Below are 16,843 nucleotides of genomic sequence, written 5' to 3' on the forward strand. Positions count from 1 at the left end.
TGCCGCCCGACCGTCGGAGACGGCGGTCACATCGCGTAACAGGAATCCCGGGGCCGGGCGCCCATGCCCCATTCGCCAAAATGTCGGTGCCGGACGGTAGACCTGTAACTGCCGGCAGGCACCGGCTGGCGGCGGGATATCGTTGGGGGGACCCGCCGCCGGCCGGGTTGGCACCTGCGCACCTGTTTGAAGGAGGCACCGTGTTTCTGCTCGACTCCGAAGTCGACGGGGCTGACCGCGACCTGGTCTACACAGCCAGCGACCTCGTCGTCGCCGCCCAGTGCGAGTACCAGCTGCTGCGCAAGCTGGACGAGAAGCTGGGGCGCTCCCCCGTGGCGGATTTTGGCCGCGACGAGATGCTCGAGCGCACGGCGGAGTTGGGCGATCTGCACGAGCACCGGGTCTTGCAGCACTTCCGCGACACCTTCGGCGCCGGCGTGGCGGAGATTGCCGAGACCCGCAGCTACACGCGGCAGGATTTGCAGGCCAAGCACGACGAGTCGATCGCCGCGCTGCGCTCCGGCGCAGACGTGGTGTTCCAGGCGTCCTTCTTCGACGGCCGGTTCCATGGACGGTCCGATTTCCTGGTCAAAACCCACAACGACGGCGGAGCTGCCGCCTACGCGGTCTATGACACCAAGCTGGCCCGACACGCCAAGGTCACCGCGCTGCTGCAGCTGGCCGCGTACGGGGACCAGCTCCTCCAAGCCGGCATCGCCGTGGCTCCCACCGTGACGCTGGTGCTGGGCGACCGGCGGCACAGCAACCACAGCCTCACCGACCTGCTGCCGGTTTTTCGCGAACGCCGCACCAGGTTCCTCAACCTCGTTACCGCACACCGCGAACAGCCAGACCAGGTCCGTTGGGGGAACGAAAGGGTCACCGCGTGCGGACGCTGCAACTACTGCTCCGAACAAGTTGAGCTGCACCGGGACCTGCTGCTGGTCGCGAACATGAGCACGCTGCGCCGGCGCAAGCTGCGAGCGGCCGGGATCTTCACCATCGACCAATTGGCCGCCCTGGAACTTCCACCCGGTGAACCGACAGACGGCGCGCTGGCCCGGCTCCGCGACCAGGCACGAATGCAGACCGGCTCCGCCACGCCGGACGGCCGGGTGACCTACCGCAAGGACGGCACGGAACACGAGGTTTCGTACCGCGTGCTGGAGCAGCACACACTGTCCCGCCTGCCTGCGCCCAACCCCGGCGACATCTACTTCGACTTCGAGGGCGACCCGCTGTGGCAGGACGAGGACGGCGAGTGGGGGCTGGAGTACCTTTTCGGCGTGGTGGAAAATGCGCCGGCTGCCGGCATGGCCCCGCCGTTTAAGCCCTTCTGGGCGCACAGCCGCGCCGGCGAACGGCAGGCGCTGGCGGATTTCCTGGAATATGTCTCCGATCGGCGGCGCCGGTATCCGGGGATGCACATTTACCACTACGCCAACTACGAGAAGGCCGCATTACGCCGGCTGTCGCTGCAGCATCTGGTGGGTGAGGAAACCGTGGACGGTTTGCTGCGCGAGGGCATCCTGGTGGACCTCTACGACACGGTCCGGCACAACCTGCGGATCTCGGAAAACTCCTACAGCATCAAGAAGCTCGAGCCCTTGTACATGGGAGATAACCTGCGGTCCGGCGACGTCAAGGACGCCGGAGCTTCCGTGGTCGCATACGCCCGCTACTGTGCGGCCAGGGACGCCGGCAACGACGCCGAGGCAGAGACGGTCCTGAAAAGCATTGCCGACTACAACGAGTACGACTGCCTCTCCACGATGGAACTGCGCAATTGGCTCCTGCGGTTGGCGGCCGAGCGCCGAGTCGTGCCGGGGCGTACGGCCGCCCCCGCGGCGGCGGCTGCCTCTGCCGCGAGCGGGACGTTGGCCGCCGACGACGAGCCGCTGCCGCCCGAGGAGCGGCGGCTGCACGACTACGTCGAGGCTGCCGCCGACAGGGCCGCCCGCCGAGGCGAAACGCTGTCCGCCGATGAACAAGCCGTCGCCATGGTCGCGGCCTCGGTCGGCTACCACCGGCGGGAAGCGAAGCAGTACTGGTGGGCGCATTTCGACCGGCTCGACGCTCCGCTGGAGGACTGGGCGGATACCCGCGACGTCTTCACCGTGGATTCCGCGCTCGTGGTTTCCGGGTGGGAGAAGCCGACGTCGCGCAGCAACCCGGCCCGCGTGCTGCGGCTTACCGGCAGGCTAGCGCCCGGATCCACCATCAAGGAAGGCAGCCTGCTCTGCCGGCTCTACGACCAGCCCTTCCCGGCGTTCCTCTGCGACCAGGACCACGGCGTCAATCACCGCGCGTTTTGTTTCGGCGCGGAAGTGCTGGAACTGGGTGCCGACGGCGAGAAGGACACGCTCCTGGTGAAGGAGCGGCTGCCCCGCGGCGCCGACGAGTACAACGAGCCGCCGGTGGCGCTCACACCCGACAAGCCGCTGCCCACCACCTCCATCCGGCAGGCCCTCGCAGACCTCGCCGCTGCGGTTGCCGGCACACTTCCCGGCTTCCCGGCCGAACCGGCGCTGGACCTGCTGCGCCGTCGCCCGCCGCGGCTGGCAACGCTGGCGCGGCTGCCCGAGGTCCAAGACCACCCCGACGGCTACGTGGACGCGATCACCGCCGCCGTCGCCGACCTGGACGATTCCTACCTGGCGGTTCAGGGACCGCCGGGTACCGGCAAGACCTATGTCGGTTCGCACGCCGTCGCCCGGTTGGTGGCCCGGGGCTGGAAGGTCGGCGTCGTCGGCCAGTCGCATGCCGTGGTCGACAACATGTTGCGCGCCGCCATCGAGAAGGCCGGCGTGCCGCCGGAAGTCGTTGCCAAAAAACCCAACGGCGACCACGACCTGCCGTGGCCCAACCGGAGTATGGACGATGTGGCCCGGTTGCTCGCCTCTCCCGGGGGCTCGTTGATTGGCGGCACGGCGTGGACCATGACGGGGTCTGCTGTCCCGCCGAAGTCGCTGGATCTGCTGGTCATCGACGAAGCCGGCCAGTTCTCGCTGGCCAACACGCTGGCCGTCTCCCGGGCCGCCAGGCGCCTGCTGCTGCTGGGTGATCCGCAGCAGCTGCCGCAGGTGACCCAGGGAACGCATCCGGAACCGGTCGACGAGTCGGCACTCGGGTGGCTCTCTGACGGCCATGCCACGCTGCCGCCGGAGCTGGGCTATTTCCTCGCCCTGAGCTGGCGCATGCACCCGGACCTGTGCCGGGCCGTCTCCGTCCTGGCCTACGAGGGGCGGCTCAAGTCGGCGCCGGCCGCCGGGCTGCGGCGGCTGGAAGGAGCTCCGCCCGGGGTGGAATGCGTGTACGTGAACCACCACGGCAACGCGACGTCGTCGCCCGAAGAAGCCGCCGAGGTACTGGCCCAGGTCCGCCGGCATCTGGGCCTGCCCTGGCGTACGGACGGCACGGCACGGCCGCGCCCCCTGGCCGGAACGGACATCCTCGTGGTGGCACCCTACAACGCCCAGGTCCAGCTGATCCGTTCCGTGCTGGACGGCGCCGGGCTGGCGGAAGTCCGGGTGGGCACGGTGGACAAGTTCCAGGGCCAGGAAGCGCCGGTCGTGATCGTTTCCACCGCGGTGTCCGCCGCGGCCGAGGCGCCGCGCGGCATGGAATTCGTGCTTAACCGGAACCGGAACAACGTGGCTGTCTCGCGCGGGCAGTGGCGGGCGGTTATCGTGCGTTCCCGCGCCCTCACGGACTACCTGCCGGCACGGCCCGCCGGACTGGAGGAGCTGGGGGCGTTCGCGGGGCTCTGCGACTGCACGAAATGACCTCACCGCCCCCGCTCTCTGGAGGTCGAATGTCGTCTCAGGGGTCAAACCGCCCGACAGGCTGCGGATGCGGGGCTACGTCAGTGGCGAAATTCGCTACGGTGCCAGCCTCGGTCATGTTTGAATGAGGATTGGCAGCTTGGCGGGCCAACCACCCGTTGTCCGTGCCGGCTGGAAGTGTGCACTGAGTAGTTTCCGCACAGTAATTCCGACGAGAGGAAGAACATGAGCAAGTACGAACTGCCCCAGCTCGACTACGATTACGCGGCCCTGGAGCCGCACATCTCGGCGAGGATCATGGAGCTGCACCACTCCAAGCACCACGCCACCTACGTGGCCGGCGCGAACACCGCGCTGGAGCAGCTGGCCGACGCCCGCTCCAAGGGCGAATTCGGCAACGTGCCGAAGCTGTCCAAGGACCTGGCCTTCCACCTCGGCGGCCACACCAACCACTCGATCTTCTGGAAGAACCTCTCCCCGGAAGGCGGCGACAAGCCCACCGGCGAACTGGCCTCCGCCATCGATGAGTACTTCGGTTCCTTCGACGCGTTCCGCGGCCACTTCGGCGCCGCAGCGCTGAGCCTGCAGGGCTCGGGCTGGGCCGTGCTGGCCTACGAACCCCTGGGCGGCAACCTGGTCATCGAGCAGCTCTACGACCAGCAGGGCAACATCCCGGTAGGCACCATTCCGCTGCTGATGCTGGACATGTGGGAGCACGCCTTCTACCTCGACTACGTCAACGTCAAGGCCGACTACGTCAAGGCGTTTTGGAACATCGTCAACTGGGCCGACGTCGCAGCCCGCTTCGACTCCGCCCGCACCAGCGCTTCCGCGCTGATCACTCCGGCCAAGTAACACTGGCCACCCGTGCTCGGGCACGGAGATGACCCAGGCACCGCCGCTGGGCCGGACAACCGGCTCAACGGCGGTGCCTCGTCGTTAAGATGTCCGCTTGTATCAAGGACTTCCTTTCACCGAAGCGATGCAGAAGGATGAAGGCATGATGTTCGAACACGACGACGCGGTCCTTGAGCTCACCGACGAGCAATCGTGGATGCTGCTGGAGAGGACGAAGCATGGCCGCCTCGTCCTCACGGCCGCCGGGGAAACCGATATTTTCCCCATCAACTATGTTGCGCGCGATGGCAGGCTCATCCTGCGCACGGCGCCGGGCACCAAACTGGCCGAATTAACGATCAACGACCAGGTCTTGTTCGAGGCCGACGGCATCAGCAGCGAGGAAGCATGGAGCGTTGTCGTCAAAGGCACCGCCCGGGTACTGCAGGACCAGGAGGACATCGCGGCCGCCGAAGCGCTGCCGGTCGAGACTTGGATCCCGACTCTTAAGGATTTCTATGTGGCAGTAAAGCCGGCCAGCATCAGCGGACGCCACTTCAAACTGGGTCAACAACCCGAACGTTTTTAGCCACAGCAAAGGCCCGGTCCGGGTGGTCGCGCTGCGGGGGTGCGCATCGCTGGACCACGCCCGACCGGGCCTTCGTCTTGCTCAGCGGTAGACGCTCATTCAGTGGCCGACGCTGGCGAGGATCTCCTCGAAGCTTTTGGATTCGACGCCGCCACGGCCGCGCTCGGTCACCGGAGCGCCCTCCACCAGGTCAACCAGTTCGGCGGCCGCCCGGTCCGAGCGCTCGGACAGTCCGCCGGTTCCCGCCTCACCGGCACCCCAGTCCTCCGGTGCGGCAAAGACCGTGGTTTGTACCGTGCGGGCACGGAGGTAGCTGAACAGCGGACGGACGGCGTAGTCCAGGGCCAGCGAGTGGCGGGCGCTGCCACCGGTGGCGCCCATCAGCACCGGTTTGCCGGCGAGCGCGCGCGGCTCGACCACATCGAAGAAGGACTTGAACAGCCCGCTGTAGGAGGCACTAAAGACCGGGGTCACCACGATCAGCGCATCGGCTGCCATGGTTGCCTTGAGCACTTCGTCCAGCTTCGGCGCGGCGTAGCCGGTCACCATGTTGTTGGCGATATCAACGGCGTAGTCACGCAGCTCCACCAGTCGGACCTCGGCCTCGACGCCCTTCAGGCGGAACTGGTCCACGGCAGAGGCAGCCAATTGGTCAGCCAGCATCCGGCTCGAGGACGGAACGCCGAGTCCGGCGGAAATAACAACGATCTTGCGCTCTGACACTGAGACCCTCCTGGTTTGTTCATGCAATCGCATCTAGATGGGTCAACCAAGGCATCGCGAAGATTATTCCGGGGCGAGCCGACGGCGGAGGGCGGGGCGCCACGCTTCCGCCGCGGGCGTCGGCCCGCAAGAAGCACACGAGCCGCCTTCAACGGGCCACAAGAGGTGTTGGACTGCAGGGCCAAGGCTGCCTCAACCCTAGCCAGCCCCCATCCAAGAGGGCTACCGTGGCACCCACCATCCATGACTTCCGCATCAGAGGAATCCCCATGAGCAGCAATCGAGCAGTGGCTTACAAGGAACCTGGCAAGGTCGAAGTGATCGACATCGACTATCCAAGTTTCACCCTCAAGGATGGCCCGGGGGTCCACCCAGACAACGTGGGCCGGCAGGTATCGCACGGAGTCATCCTGCGCACCGTTGCCACCAACATCTGCGGCTCCGACCAGCACATGGTCCGGGGCCGTACTACTGCCCCGAAAAACCTGGTCCTGGGCCATGAAATCACCGGCGAGGTCGTCGACGTCGGCTCCGACGTGGAGTTCATCAAGGTCGGCGACATCGTCTCCGTCCCCTTCAACATCGCGTGCGGACGCTGCCGGAACTGCAAGGAGCGGAAGACCGGCATCTGCCTGAACGTGAATCCGGAGCGCCCGGGCAGCGCCTACGGCTACGTGGACATGGGAGGCTGGGTGGGCGGCCAGGCCGAGTACGTGCTGGTCCCCTACGCCGACTGGAACCTGCTGAAGTTCCCGGACAAGGACCAGGCGCTCGAGAAGATCATGGACCTGACCATGCTCTCCGATATCTTCCCCACCGGCTTCCACGGCGCCGTCACCGCCGGCGTGGGGGTTGGATCCACTGTGTACATTGCCGGCGCCGGCCCCGTGGGGCTGGCCGCTGCGGCCAGTGCCCAGTTGCTCGGCGCCGCCGTCGTGATTGTCGGGGACATGAACGAGGGCCGCCTCGCCCAGGCGCGCAGCTTCGGCTGCGAGACCGTGGACGTCTCCCAGGGCCATCCCAGGGACCAGATCGAACAGCTTTTGGGCGTCCCCGAGGTGGATTGCGGCGTGGACGCGGTGGGTTTCGAGGCCCGCGGGCACGGCAAGGACGCCCAAGAGGCGCCAGCCACCGTGCTGAACTCGCTGATGGAGGTTACTGCGGCCGGCGGGGCGCTGGGCATCCCGGGGCTGTACGTCACCGGCGACCCGGGCGGAATCGACGAGGCCGCGCAGAAGGGCTCGCTCTCGCTCTCGCTGGGCACGGGCTGGGCCAAGTCGCTCTCCTTCACCACGGGGCAGTGCCCGGTGATGAAGTACCACCGCGGCCTGATGATGGCCATCCTGCACGACAGGGTGCAGATAGCGAAGGCCGTGAACGCCACGGCCATCCCCTTGGAGGACGCGCCGAAGGGCTATGCGGAGTTCGACGCCGGTGCCGCCACAAAGTACGTGCTCAACCCCAACGGTTACATCAGCTAGGCCCCGCGACGGGGCCTTGAACCTAGGAGCAAACATGGACACCGTCACCTTGGAAGACGCCCGCCGGGTCATTGCCGCCGCCGAGGCCAAAGCCGCCGACATCGGCCAGCCGATGAACATCGCCGTCGCCGATGCGGGCGGGAACCTGGTCTCGCACGTGCGGATGGACGGGGCGTGGCTGGGCAGCATCGACATCTCGATCAACAAGGCCTTCACCTCGCGGGCGTTCGACATCCAGACCAAGGACCTGGGCGACAACTCGCAGCCGGGCAATCAGTTCTACGGCATCCATGCCAGCAACCACGGCCGCATCATGATCTTCGCCGGCGGCATCCCGCTCTCCCGCGACGGCCAGGTGGTCGGTTCGATCGGCGTCAGCGGCGGCTCCGGAGAGCAGGACCAATCGGTGGCGGAGGCCGGAGCGGCGGCACTCTAGGTTTGGGGTCCGGAGCCGGTCAGCACCTGATTATCGGCACCGGGCCGCGGACCCGGGTCCGGGTCAGCGCCTGACTGTCGGCACCGGGCGGCGGGCCGGGATTCGGCGTCTGCTCGTTGGGCTTGGCCTGCTGCGCCAGCCGGCCTGACCGGTACGCGGCTGCATCCGGATGCCTGCCCCTGCTTGTTGCGTTCATCACGGCTGGCCTTCACCGCTTTCGCAGTCTGCGCCGCCACGATCCACTCTCACTTCCCCGAGAGCAGCGCCGCGAAGGCTTGGTGCGCGCAGGGCCGCGAATGCTAACTGGAAGCTGCCCGGCGGCGGCGTCCCTTACCGGCCGGACGGGGTCGGTAACGGCCGGGGAACGGCGTGTAACCTCCGAACACTCCCCGGCGTTGTAATTTCCGCTCACTCCCCGGCGCGGGGGCTCCACTAACGGCCCGGGAACGGCGTGCAACCTCCGATTACTCCCCGGCGCGGGGCTCCACTAACGGCCCGGGAACGGCGTGCAACCTCCGATTACTCCCCGGCGCGGGGCTCCGCTAACGGCCAAGCAGCGCCGCGAGTCCCAGGCGGATGCACACTCCGCCCAATTAAAGGAATCACCTCAGACCGAGGAACTTCTGGTGACAAGGAACACGGATAACGAATTTGTAACGCCGCGTGTCGCTCCGGTAATTTTGAATTTGTTCCTATCTATCTAGGTAGGCATCCGGTCCGCCCGTCTAACCCTGCCAGCGGACCGCAAGAATCGAGCTTTTCATCGAAGGCAGGGGCGGAGGAACCACTTACGGTGCTTGGGGGCACCTCGGGGTGAAGTCCTCACCGGCACAGTCGCACTCTGAAATCCGACTGCCGGCAGGACCGAGTGAACTCTCGCTCGAATCCGACAGCTAACTTCGCAGGCGCAAGAGAGGAAACCCTGTGAACAACCCTGTGCGCGGTCGTCGCCGTTCCGACACCCCCACGAATGCCCTGTCCAAGATTTCGCGTTCCGCCCTGGCTAAGATCTCCCGTTCCAGCGAGGGCTCCCCTGCCCGCCGCGAAGGGGAAGCATCCCCGGCGGCCTACTCCCTCGCCCGCAAGACCGGCCTGGCTGCCGTTGCCGCCGGCATCCTTGCCGCGGCAGTGGTCCCGGTGGCCCAAGCCGGCGGCACTACCGACGTTGGTTCCGACCGCGCCTCCGAGCAAAGCCCCGTGCAGATTCAGGCGGCCCAGGAGGCCGAAATCCGCTTTGACCGGGCCAAGGTAGCCAGCAAGGCTACGTCGGAGGAAGCCCAGGTTGCCGCCGAGGCCGCCGAAAAGAAGAAGGCCGACGAAAAGGCGGCGGCCGCCAAGAAGGCTGCAGCCGAGAAGAAGGCGAAGGCCGAAGCTGCGGCCAAGAAGGCTGCAGCGGAGAAGAAGGCAAAGGCCGCGGCCGCAGCCAAGAAGGCCGCCGCAGCCAAGGCGAAGACCGTCGGCTTTGCCACCGGCAAGCTGGCCGCTCCGATCCCGAACATGAACCAGACCTCCGGCTTCGGCTACCGCCAGAACCCGATCACCGGTGCTGCCGGCGAGCTGCACACCGGCATTGACTACGCCATGGCCTGCGGCACCCCTGTCCACGCGGCCGACGGCGGCAAGGTCGTCGAGGCCGGCTGGCAGGTTGGCGGCGGCGGTAACCGCATCGTAATTCAGCACGGCAGCGGCCTGAAGACTACCTACAACCACCTGCAGTCGATCGGCGTTTCGCTGGGCCAGAAGGTGGCCAAGGGCCAGGCCATCGGCCAGCTGGGCACCACCGGCAACTCCACCGGCTGCCACCTGCACTTTGAGGTTGTCAAGGACGGTCAACTGGTGGATCCGGCCGGCTGGCTCTAACCCACCCTTGACAACGGCGGAGCTTCCGCCACCAACGACGGCGATGCCCACCCGGCATCGCCGTCGTCGTTAAGGGCCGGTCAGGCGAAGAGCCTCGACGCCCGGTCCAGGGCGGCGACTTCGTCGGCGGTCAGCTCCACGTCCGTGGCGGCCATCAGCTCCGGCAGCTGTTCGGGCGTCCGGGCGCTGGCCAGCGGAGCGGTAATGCCGGGCTTGGTCAGCAGCCAGGCAAGCGCGGTTGTCGTGAGGGAGATGCCGCGCGACTGGGCGACGGTCTCCAACGCGTCGACGACCGCGAAGCCCTCCATCGTGAGGTAATCACGGAGCATGCCGCCGCGCGGGCTGCTGTCGGCGTCATCCGTCGAGTGGTACTTGCCGGACAGGAAACCGGCGGCCAGCGAGTAGTACGGGAACACCGAGAGGTTGTGTTCGCGGGCCAACGGAGCATAGCCCTGTTCGTAGTCTTTGCGGGCCACCAGGTTGTAGTGCGGCTGCAGCGCGACCGGCAGCGCAAAACCGTTCTGCTGGGCGATGTTCATCCACTCGGCGATCCGCTCGGGAGACAGGTTGGACAAACCGATCTGGCGGACCTTGCCCTCCCTCACCAGGGCGTCGAACGCGGCGGCCGCCTCAATCAACGGGGTGCCCTCGTCGTCGTAATGGGCGTAGTACAGGTCGATGTATTCGGTGCCCAGCCGCTGCAGTGAAGCCTCGGCGGCAGCAGCCACGTTCACCGCCGACAGTCCCTGGAGTTCCGGATGACCGCCCACCTTCGTAGCGATGACGACCGATTCGCGGTTTTTCCGTTCGGCCATCCAGCGGCCGATGATCTCCTCGGATTCGCCCCCGCGGTTACCCGGAACCCACGCGGAGTAGCTGTCCGCGGTGTCAATGAAGTTGCCGCCGGCCTCGGTGAAGGCATCCAGCACCTGCTGTGAACCGGACTCGTCCGAGGTCCAGCCGAAGGTGTTGCCGCCCAGAGCGAGCGGGAAGATCTTGATGTCCGAAGTGCCGATCAAGCGCATCGAAGGTCCTTTCAAAGGTAAGGCGCGGCCTTCGCATGCCGCTTACGTTTAACCTAGCAGCGGCGGACGCGTTCCCCGGACGCGGTAAGGGCGCCGCCGGGCGGCCGGCGGCCCGCCGGGCAGTACCGTGCTCCCCTAGACTTTAGCTATGGCCGACTCGCTGACCCCGCAGCAGCGCAGCGCCAACATGGCCAAAATCCGCGGCAAGAACACCAAACCCGAGCTGTTGGTCCGGAAACTGCTGCATGCCAAGGGATACCGCTACCGCCTGCATGGCAGCGCAGGCGGCGGGAAGCTGCCGGGCAAACCGGATCTGGTTTTCGCCGGACGGCGGAAAGTGATCTTCGTCAACGGCTGCTTTTGGCATGCCCATGACTGCAGGGTCGGCCGGCATGCGCCGAAGTCCAACGCCGGCTTCTGGGAAGCCAAACGGACGCGTACGGCTGCCCGCGACGAAGCCCAACGGTCGGCGCTGCAGGCGGCCGGCTGGCAGGTCCTCACCGTCTGGGAGTGCGAGTTCAAGAGAACCGGCGATCTGGCCGCGCTCGAGGACAAGCTGGTCGCTTTCCTCGCCTGAGCCGGATTACCGGCCCAACAGCCCCTCCGCCCGCGGGGAAAATCCCGGGGTGGAGGGGCTGTTGGCCAGGGGAACGCGGCAATGGGTGGACCCCCGTCGGGGTTGGGTCAGAGGTGCGTGGGGGCGAACATCTTCAGCAGTGTCTCGACGACGACGACGTTCGGTCCCTCGGCGGCAAAGCTCTCCCGGAGTGCGGGGCCGACATCCTCCGGCGCTACCCGGCGTGCCGGCACACCAAAGGCCTGTGCCAGCGCCACGAAGTCCGGCCGCGCCAGTTCCGTTGCCGTCGCCCGTCCGAACGCGCCTTCCATGTATTCGCGCAGGATGCCGTAGCCGCCGTCGTCCACAATCAGCCAGGTGACCGGAAGGTCATGCTGTCGGACGGTTGCCAGCTCGCTGATCGAATACATGGCCGAGCCGTCGCCGGAGACGGCCAGCACGCGCGCGGGCTTTCCCTGGCTGGCCAGGCCGACGCTGCCGCCGATGGCGCCGGGAAAACCGTAGCCCAGGCCGCCGGCGCCCTGCGCCGAGTGGAATTCACCGTCGCGCGAGTCCCAGCAGCTCCAGGCCCAGTACGCGGAGATGGTCATGTCCCAGAAGGTTTGCATGTCGTCCGGCACGGCCTCGCGGATGTCCGCCATGAAGGTCCGCTCCTTGGCCAGGTCCTGGCTGTTTAGGCGGGCCTGGACCTTGGTCAGGGTGTCTTTGACCAGCTGCTCGGGCGTTTGGCCGTGCCAGTCGGGTCCGTTAACCGGATCGCCGGACAGCGCAGCGTCCAGCGCCTGCAGTGCCTGGCCGGCGTCGGCGCGAATGCCCAGGGCCGGGCCGTTGGACTCCAGGACGCGGGGCTCGGCGTCGATCTGGATGATCCGGCCCCGCGGTTCCATGGTGAAATAGTTGCTCGTCACTTCACCGAGCGACGAGCCCACGACCAACAGGACGTCCGCATCTTCGAGGAGGTCGGTGACGTACCGGTCCTCGACCCAGGACTGCAGCGAGAGCTCGTGGTTCCACGGGAACGCGCCGTTGCCGCCCGGCGAACAGACCACCGGGGCACGCAGCTTTTCCGCGATGGAGCGCAGCCACGGTTCTGCCTTGCCCCGGCGGGCGCCGCCGCCGGCGATGATAGCCGGCCGCTTGGCCTCGGAGAGCCAGTGCACGGCTTCCTTGACCAGCTCGGTCCGCGGCGGGTTGTCGAATGCCTCGGCCAGCGCGTCCTCCACCGGCGGCACCATGATCGGGTCCAGCAGCACGTTTTGCGGCACCTCCACCCAGACCGGTCCCTGCGGCGACGAGATCGCCTCGGTCCACGCGTCCTGAATGGCCGACGGGATGCCGGACGCGTGCTGGATCAACCGCTGGCTCTTGGTGACGTTGGCCGCCGATGCCTTCTGGTCGTCGAGCTGGTGCAGCATGCCCTTGCGGCGCGCGCCCAGGCCTTCCAATGGAATTTGGCTGGCAATGACCACCATCGGCACGCCGGTGGCATAGGCCTCCTGCAGCCCGGCCAACGAGGTCAGGGCGCCGGGGCCGGTGGAGAGGAACAGCACGCCGACCTCGCCGGTGGCACGCGAGAACCCGTCCGCCGCGAAGGCGGAGTTGTTCTCCACCCGGGATGAGACGAAGCGCAACGGCGAACGGGACAACGCGTCGAACAATCCCAAGGCGTGCTGCCCCGGGATCCCGAACACCGTCGTCGCGCCCAACGCGCTGAGGGTTTCGACGACGAGGTCCCCGCCGTTGCGAACGGTCGCTTCGGCCGGGGCCGTGGAGTCGGCTTTCCCTGCTGCTGTCATTCGAAGGACTCCTGATCCGATCCCTTGCCGCTACCGACGGTGGCGCCCGCGCGCTTCAGCGCCTGGGCGCTGTACCCGTTGCCGGACCCGCCTGCCGCGGTGTCGGCCATCAGCGAGACAAGTTCGTAGGCCACGTGGCTGCCGGCAACCCCTGTCATCTCCGCGTGATCATAGGCGGGGGCCACTTCCACCACGTCGGCGCCGACGAGGTTCATGCCGCGGAACCCGCGGATGATTTCCAGCAACTCGCGGCTGGTGATGCCGCCGGCCTCCGGGGTGCCGGTGCCGGGTGCGTGGGCCGGATCCAGCACGTCGATGTCGACCGAAATGTAGAGCGGGGTGTTGCCGATTCGGTCGCGCAGCTTGGCCACCACGTCGCGGACGCCTTCGTAGTAGACGTCCGAGCTGGTGACGATGCCGAAACCGAAACGATGGTCGTCGTCGAGGTCCTTCTTGCCGTAGAGGGGGCCGCGGGTGCCCACGTGGCAAATGGCCTCGGTGTCCAGGATGCCTTCCTCCACAGCCCGGCGGAACGGAGTGCCATGCGTGTACTCGGCACCGAAGTAGGTGTCCCAGGTATCGAGGTGCGCATCGAAATGCAGCATGGCGACCGGACCGCCGGCCCGCTCGGCGGCCGCGCGGAGCAGCGGCAGGGCGATGGTGTGGTCACCGCCGAGGGTGACCAGCTTGGTGCCGGCGGCGGTCAGGTCGAGGGCGTTCTGCTGAATGGTCTCGATGGCTTCGTTGATGTTGAACGGGTTAACGGCCATGTCGCCGGCGTCGGCCACCTGGACCTCTTCGAACGGGCTCAGGTCCCACGCGGGATTGTACGGCCGCAGCAGCCGCGAAGCCTCGCGGACGTGGTTGGCGCCGAAGCGGGCGCCGGGGCGGTAGGACACGCCGGAATCGAAGGGTACGCCGACGACGGCGATGTCCGCCTGCTGCACCTGGTCCAGGCGGGGCAGCCGGGCGAAGGTGGCGGCTCCGGCGTACCGCGGGATACGGGACGAATCGATCGGGCCAAGATGGCCGTTGGCTTCCACACGTAGCTCTTCCATGGTTCTCCTCTGAGGGGTGCGGGCGGCGGGCTGGGGGTCGGTCATTCGGAGCCGCGGATGGCTGCGTGCCGTACTGGAACGACTGACTCACGGTTGCCTCATGTGCAACATCTGTTGCCTGTGATGTTATTTGTGGTGGGGGTAACAGTCAAGACCGCGGTCCGGGCGGCAAGGCGGCAGGGCGGCCAACGCGGAACGGCGCGGCGGCTATCGCGGCACGGACGCCACGGCTACACGGCACTGGCGGCTACCGCGGCACGGACGGCAGCGCAACACGGGCACTAGCGCGCGGCCGCCGGGACCAGCGTCCAGGTGACGATGGCCTCTTCGTCGGTCTCGTTTATCCACGTGTGCGGCTCCCGCCCGGAGAAGGAGATGGTGTCACCGGCGTCGAGTTCGTAGCGCTCGGAGGTAAAGACCAGCGTGATTCTGCCGGCGATCACGTGCAGGACATCCACGTCGCAGTCCACGGAGTAGAGATCGGCCTCCCCGCGCCCCCGCGGTTCGATCACGGCACGGATGATTTGCAACCGGCGCTCGTGCCGGGCGGTCAGCAGCTCCTCCTTGATGCCTTCGCCGCCCAGATTGATCCGCGGCCCCTCCCCCGCGCGCGAGACGTGCGTTTCCGGCATCGAGAAGAGGTCACCGATGGAGATGGACAACACCTGGCACAGGGTGACCAGCGATGCCACCGACGGCGAGGTCAGGTCACGCTCCACCCGGCTGAGGAATCCCTTGGTCAGCCCCGTCGAATCCGCAACCTGTTCGATGGTCATGCGCTGACCCTGGCGTGCGGCGCGGATCCGCGAACCTATGGCCACCGGGTCATTGCTGGGCTCGACTGGCAGTGCCTTCACTAATCATCCTTCTCGGTGCAGAGTTGACGGAGGTGGCATGCAGGGGTGGCCGAACCACCCCTGCGGACCCAGAGGCAGCGTGGCCGAGTTGACCTGTGCCGCGTGCCACATTTAGCTTAACACTCAACACTTGTTGCCCCACAGGCAATTTTCGGCATGTGTTCCGCGCTATTCTCCCCTGGAGTCTCCCTTGGACAATCAAATCGTCAACGTCGTGATCGTGGTGGCCTATCTGGCCGCCATGCTGCTCTTCGGATGGTGGGGCAAAAGCCGCACCAAGAACACCAGCGACTATCTGGTGGCCGGCCGCCGTCTCGGCCCCGTCCTCTACACCGGCACGATGGCCGCCGTCGTCCTGGGCGGAGCCTCCACCGTCGGCGGCGTGGGCCTGGGCTACAAATGGGGCATCTCCGGGATGTGGCTGGTCGTCGCAATCGGCTCGGGCGTGCTGTTGCTGAGCCTGCTCTTCGCCCCGACCCTGCAGAAGTTGAAGATCTACACCGTGGCACAGATGCTCACGCTGCGGTACGGCGTGCATGCCACCAAGGTGTCGGGCATCGTCATGCTGGCGTACACGCTCATGCTCTGCGCCACGTCCACCGGGGCGTATGCCACCATCATGGTGGTGCTGTTCGGCTGGGAGCGCTGGCTGTCCATCGCCGTCGGCGGCGCCATTGTGCTGATTTACTCCACGGTCGGCGGCATGTGGTCCATCACGCTGGCCGACATGGCACAGTTCATCATCAAGACCGTCGGCGTCTTCCTGCTGATGCTGCCGTTCACCTGGTCGGCCGCCGGCGGCCTGGACGGCATCCGCTCGCGCGTCGATGCGGAGTTCTTCTCACTGACCGGCATCGGCGTCCAGACCATCATCACCTACTTCGTGGTCTACACGCTGGGCCTGCTGATCGGTCAGGACATCTGGCAGCGCGTCTTCACCGCCCGCAACCCAGGGGTCGCCCGCTGGGGCGGCGCGACGGCCGGCATCTACTGCATCCTCTACGGAGCAGCCGGCGCCCTGATCGGCATGGCGGCCTCCGTGGCGCTGCCGGCCATCGAAGTCGAGGACGACGTCTACGCGGACGTGGCCATGAACCTGCTGCCCATCGGCATCGGCGGCATTGTGCTGGCCGCGGCCGTGGCCGCGATGATGTCGACGGCGTCCGGCTGCCTGATCGCCGCGGCGACGGTGGCCCGCGCCGACGTGGTGCCGTTCGTGGCCTCCTGGTTCGGCAAGCACGTCCATTACGACCACGAGAACACCGAACACGATGTGGCCGGCAACCGCTGGTGGGTCTTCGGCCTGGGTGCCGTCTCCATCCTGCTGGCCATCGTGGTGCAGGACGTAGTTGCCGCGCTGACCATTGCGTACGACATCCTGGTGGGCGGGCTGCTGGTCGCGATCCTGGGCGGCTTGGTCTGGAAGCGCGGCACCGGCCTGGGCGCCGCGTGGTCGATGGCGGCCGGCACCATCGTCACGCTGACCACCATGATCGTGCTGGAGATCAACGCCGAGGAACAATATGCCGGCGTTTACGCCAACGAGCCGATCTACTACGGCCTGATCGCCTCCGCGCTGGTCTACGTGGGAGTGTCGCTGCTCACGAAGCCCACCGATGCCGCCGTGCGCCAGGCGTGGGACCGCCGGGTGGCGGGGCAGGCAACGGAGGAAGTCCCGGTCGAGGGTCCCGACGAGGTCGCCACGCGCTGACGCGGTGCGCTGCCACATACGTCTGCTGGCGTGGGCTCTGCCCCGAACGGCAGCTGAGGCTGGCGCCTTGCCCGAACGGCTGCTGACGCTGGTGCCTAGGTCCGGCTA

The 16,843-nt window shown here is 67.0% G+C and carries 13 protein-coding genes and 1 riboswitch; of the genes, 8 read left to right on the top strand and 5 right to left on the bottom strand.

What is annotated here, in order from left to right:
• Nucleotides 1–200: 200 nt before the first annotated feature.
• The 3 genes from AC5RVV_RS12555 to AC5RVV_RS12565 all read left to right on the top strand — a co-directional run bounded on the left by AC5RVV_RS12555 (nt 201) and on the right by AC5RVV_RS12565 (nt 5,211).
• Nucleotides 201–3,785 carry a TM0106 family RecB-like putative nuclease gene (locus AC5RVV_RS12555; RefSeq protein ID WP_494001720.1) on the top strand — a complete coding sequence of 1,195 codons (3,585 nt, stop codon included), beginning with the start codon at nt 201–203 and terminating at the stop codon, nt 3,783–3,785.
• Nucleotides 3,786–4,010: 225 nt separating this feature from the next.
• Nucleotides 4,011–4,640: a superoxide dismutase gene (locus AC5RVV_RS12560; protein ID WP_494001721.1), complete on the top strand. Its 630-nt coding sequence runs from the start codon at nt 4,011–4,013 to the stop codon at nt 4,638–4,640.
• A gap of 145 nt (nt 4,641–4,785) precedes the next feature.
• Nucleotides 4,786–5,211 (top strand): pyridoxamine 5'-phosphate oxidase family protein, encoded by a 426-nt coding sequence (locus AC5RVV_RS12565; protein WP_494001881.1) that lies wholly within the window; start codon nt 4,786–4,788, stop codon nt 5,209–5,211.
• Nucleotides 5,212–5,310: 99 nt separating this feature from the next.
• On the opposite strand, the gene AC5RVV_RS12570 is transcribed toward AC5RVV_RS12565, so the two are convergent.
• Nucleotides 5,311–5,934: an FMN reductase gene (locus AC5RVV_RS12570; RefSeq protein WP_494001722.1), complete on the bottom strand. Its 624-nt coding sequence runs from the start codon at nt 5,932–5,934 to the stop codon at nt 5,311–5,313.
• Nucleotides 5,935–6,203: 269 nt separating this feature from the next.
• Here AC5RVV_RS12570 and fdhA point away from each other — a divergent pair, with 269 nt between their 5' ends.
• From fdhA to AC5RVV_RS12585, 3 genes are all read left to right on the top strand, one after another.
• Entirely contained in the window at nt 6,204–7,415 is a 1,212-nt protein-coding gene (gene fdhA, locus AC5RVV_RS12575; protein WP_494001723.1) for a formaldehyde dehydrogenase, glutathione-independent, read from the top strand.
• A 34-nt stretch (nt 7,416–7,449) separates the two neighbouring features.
• Nucleotides 7,450–7,851 carry a GlcG/HbpS family heme-binding protein gene (locus AC5RVV_RS12580; protein ID WP_493979553.1) on the top strand — a complete coding sequence of 134 codons (402 nt, stop codon included), beginning with the start codon at nt 7,450–7,452 and terminating at the stop codon, nt 7,849–7,851.
• A 744-nt stretch (nt 7,852–8,595) separates the two neighbouring features.
• A riboswitch (cyclic di-AMP (ydaO/yuaA leader) is annotated at nt 8,596–8,772 on the top strand.
• Nucleotides 8,773–8,775: 3 nt separating this feature from the next.
• Nucleotides 8,776–9,711, top strand: coding sequence for a M23 family metallopeptidase (locus tag AC5RVV_RS12585; protein WP_494001724.1), 936 nt, complete (start codon nt 8,776–8,778; stop codon nt 9,709–9,711).
• A gap of 80 nt (nt 9,712–9,791) precedes the next feature.
• On the opposite strand, the gene AC5RVV_RS12590 is transcribed toward AC5RVV_RS12585, so the two are convergent.
• Entirely contained in the window at nt 9,792–10,736 is a 945-nt protein-coding gene (locus AC5RVV_RS12590; RefSeq protein ID WP_494001725.1) for an aldo/keto reductase, read from the bottom strand.
• A gap of 148 nt (nt 10,737–10,884) precedes the next feature.
• Here AC5RVV_RS12590 and AC5RVV_RS12595 point away from each other — a divergent pair, with 148 nt between their 5' ends.
• On the top strand, nt 10,885–11,313 hold the full coding sequence (locus AC5RVV_RS12595) for a very short patch repair endonuclease (protein WP_494001726.1): 429 nt from the start codon (nt 10,885–10,887) through the stop codon (nt 11,311–11,313).
• A 107-nt stretch (nt 11,314–11,420) separates the two neighbouring features.
• Here AC5RVV_RS12595 and AC5RVV_RS12600 read toward each other — a convergent pair whose 3' ends face one another.
• The 3 genes from AC5RVV_RS12600 to AC5RVV_RS12610 form a co-directional block, all read right to left on the bottom strand.
• Nucleotides 11,421–13,109: a thiamine pyrophosphate-binding protein gene (locus AC5RVV_RS12600; RefSeq protein ID WP_494001727.1), complete on the bottom strand. Its 1,689-nt coding sequence runs from the start codon at nt 13,107–13,109 to the stop codon at nt 11,421–11,423.
• Complete coding sequence (speB, locus tag AC5RVV_RS12605; protein WP_494001728.1) at nt 13,106–14,167, bottom strand: agmatinase; 1,062 nt, start codon at nt 14,165–14,167, stop codon at nt 13,106–13,108. The genes AC5RVV_RS12600 and speB overlap by 4 nt, the downstream gene beginning before the upstream one ends.
• A gap of 281 nt (nt 14,168–14,448) precedes the next feature.
• On the bottom strand, nt 14,449–15,024 hold the full coding sequence (locus tag AC5RVV_RS12610) for a helix-turn-helix domain-containing protein (protein WP_494001729.1): 576 nt from the start codon (nt 15,022–15,024) through the stop codon (nt 14,449–14,451).
• Nucleotides 15,025–15,265: 241 nt separating this feature from the next.
• On the opposite strand from AC5RVV_RS12610, the gene AC5RVV_RS12615 reads away from it, so the two are divergent.
• On the top strand, nt 15,266–16,735 hold the full coding sequence (locus AC5RVV_RS12615; protein WP_494001882.1) for a sodium:solute symporter family protein: 1,470 nt from the start codon (nt 15,266–15,268) through the stop codon (nt 16,733–16,735).
• Nucleotides 16,736–16,843 lie beyond the last annotated feature (108 nt).

This window comes from Arthrobacter sp. MDT2-34-1 (assembly GCF_059091365.1).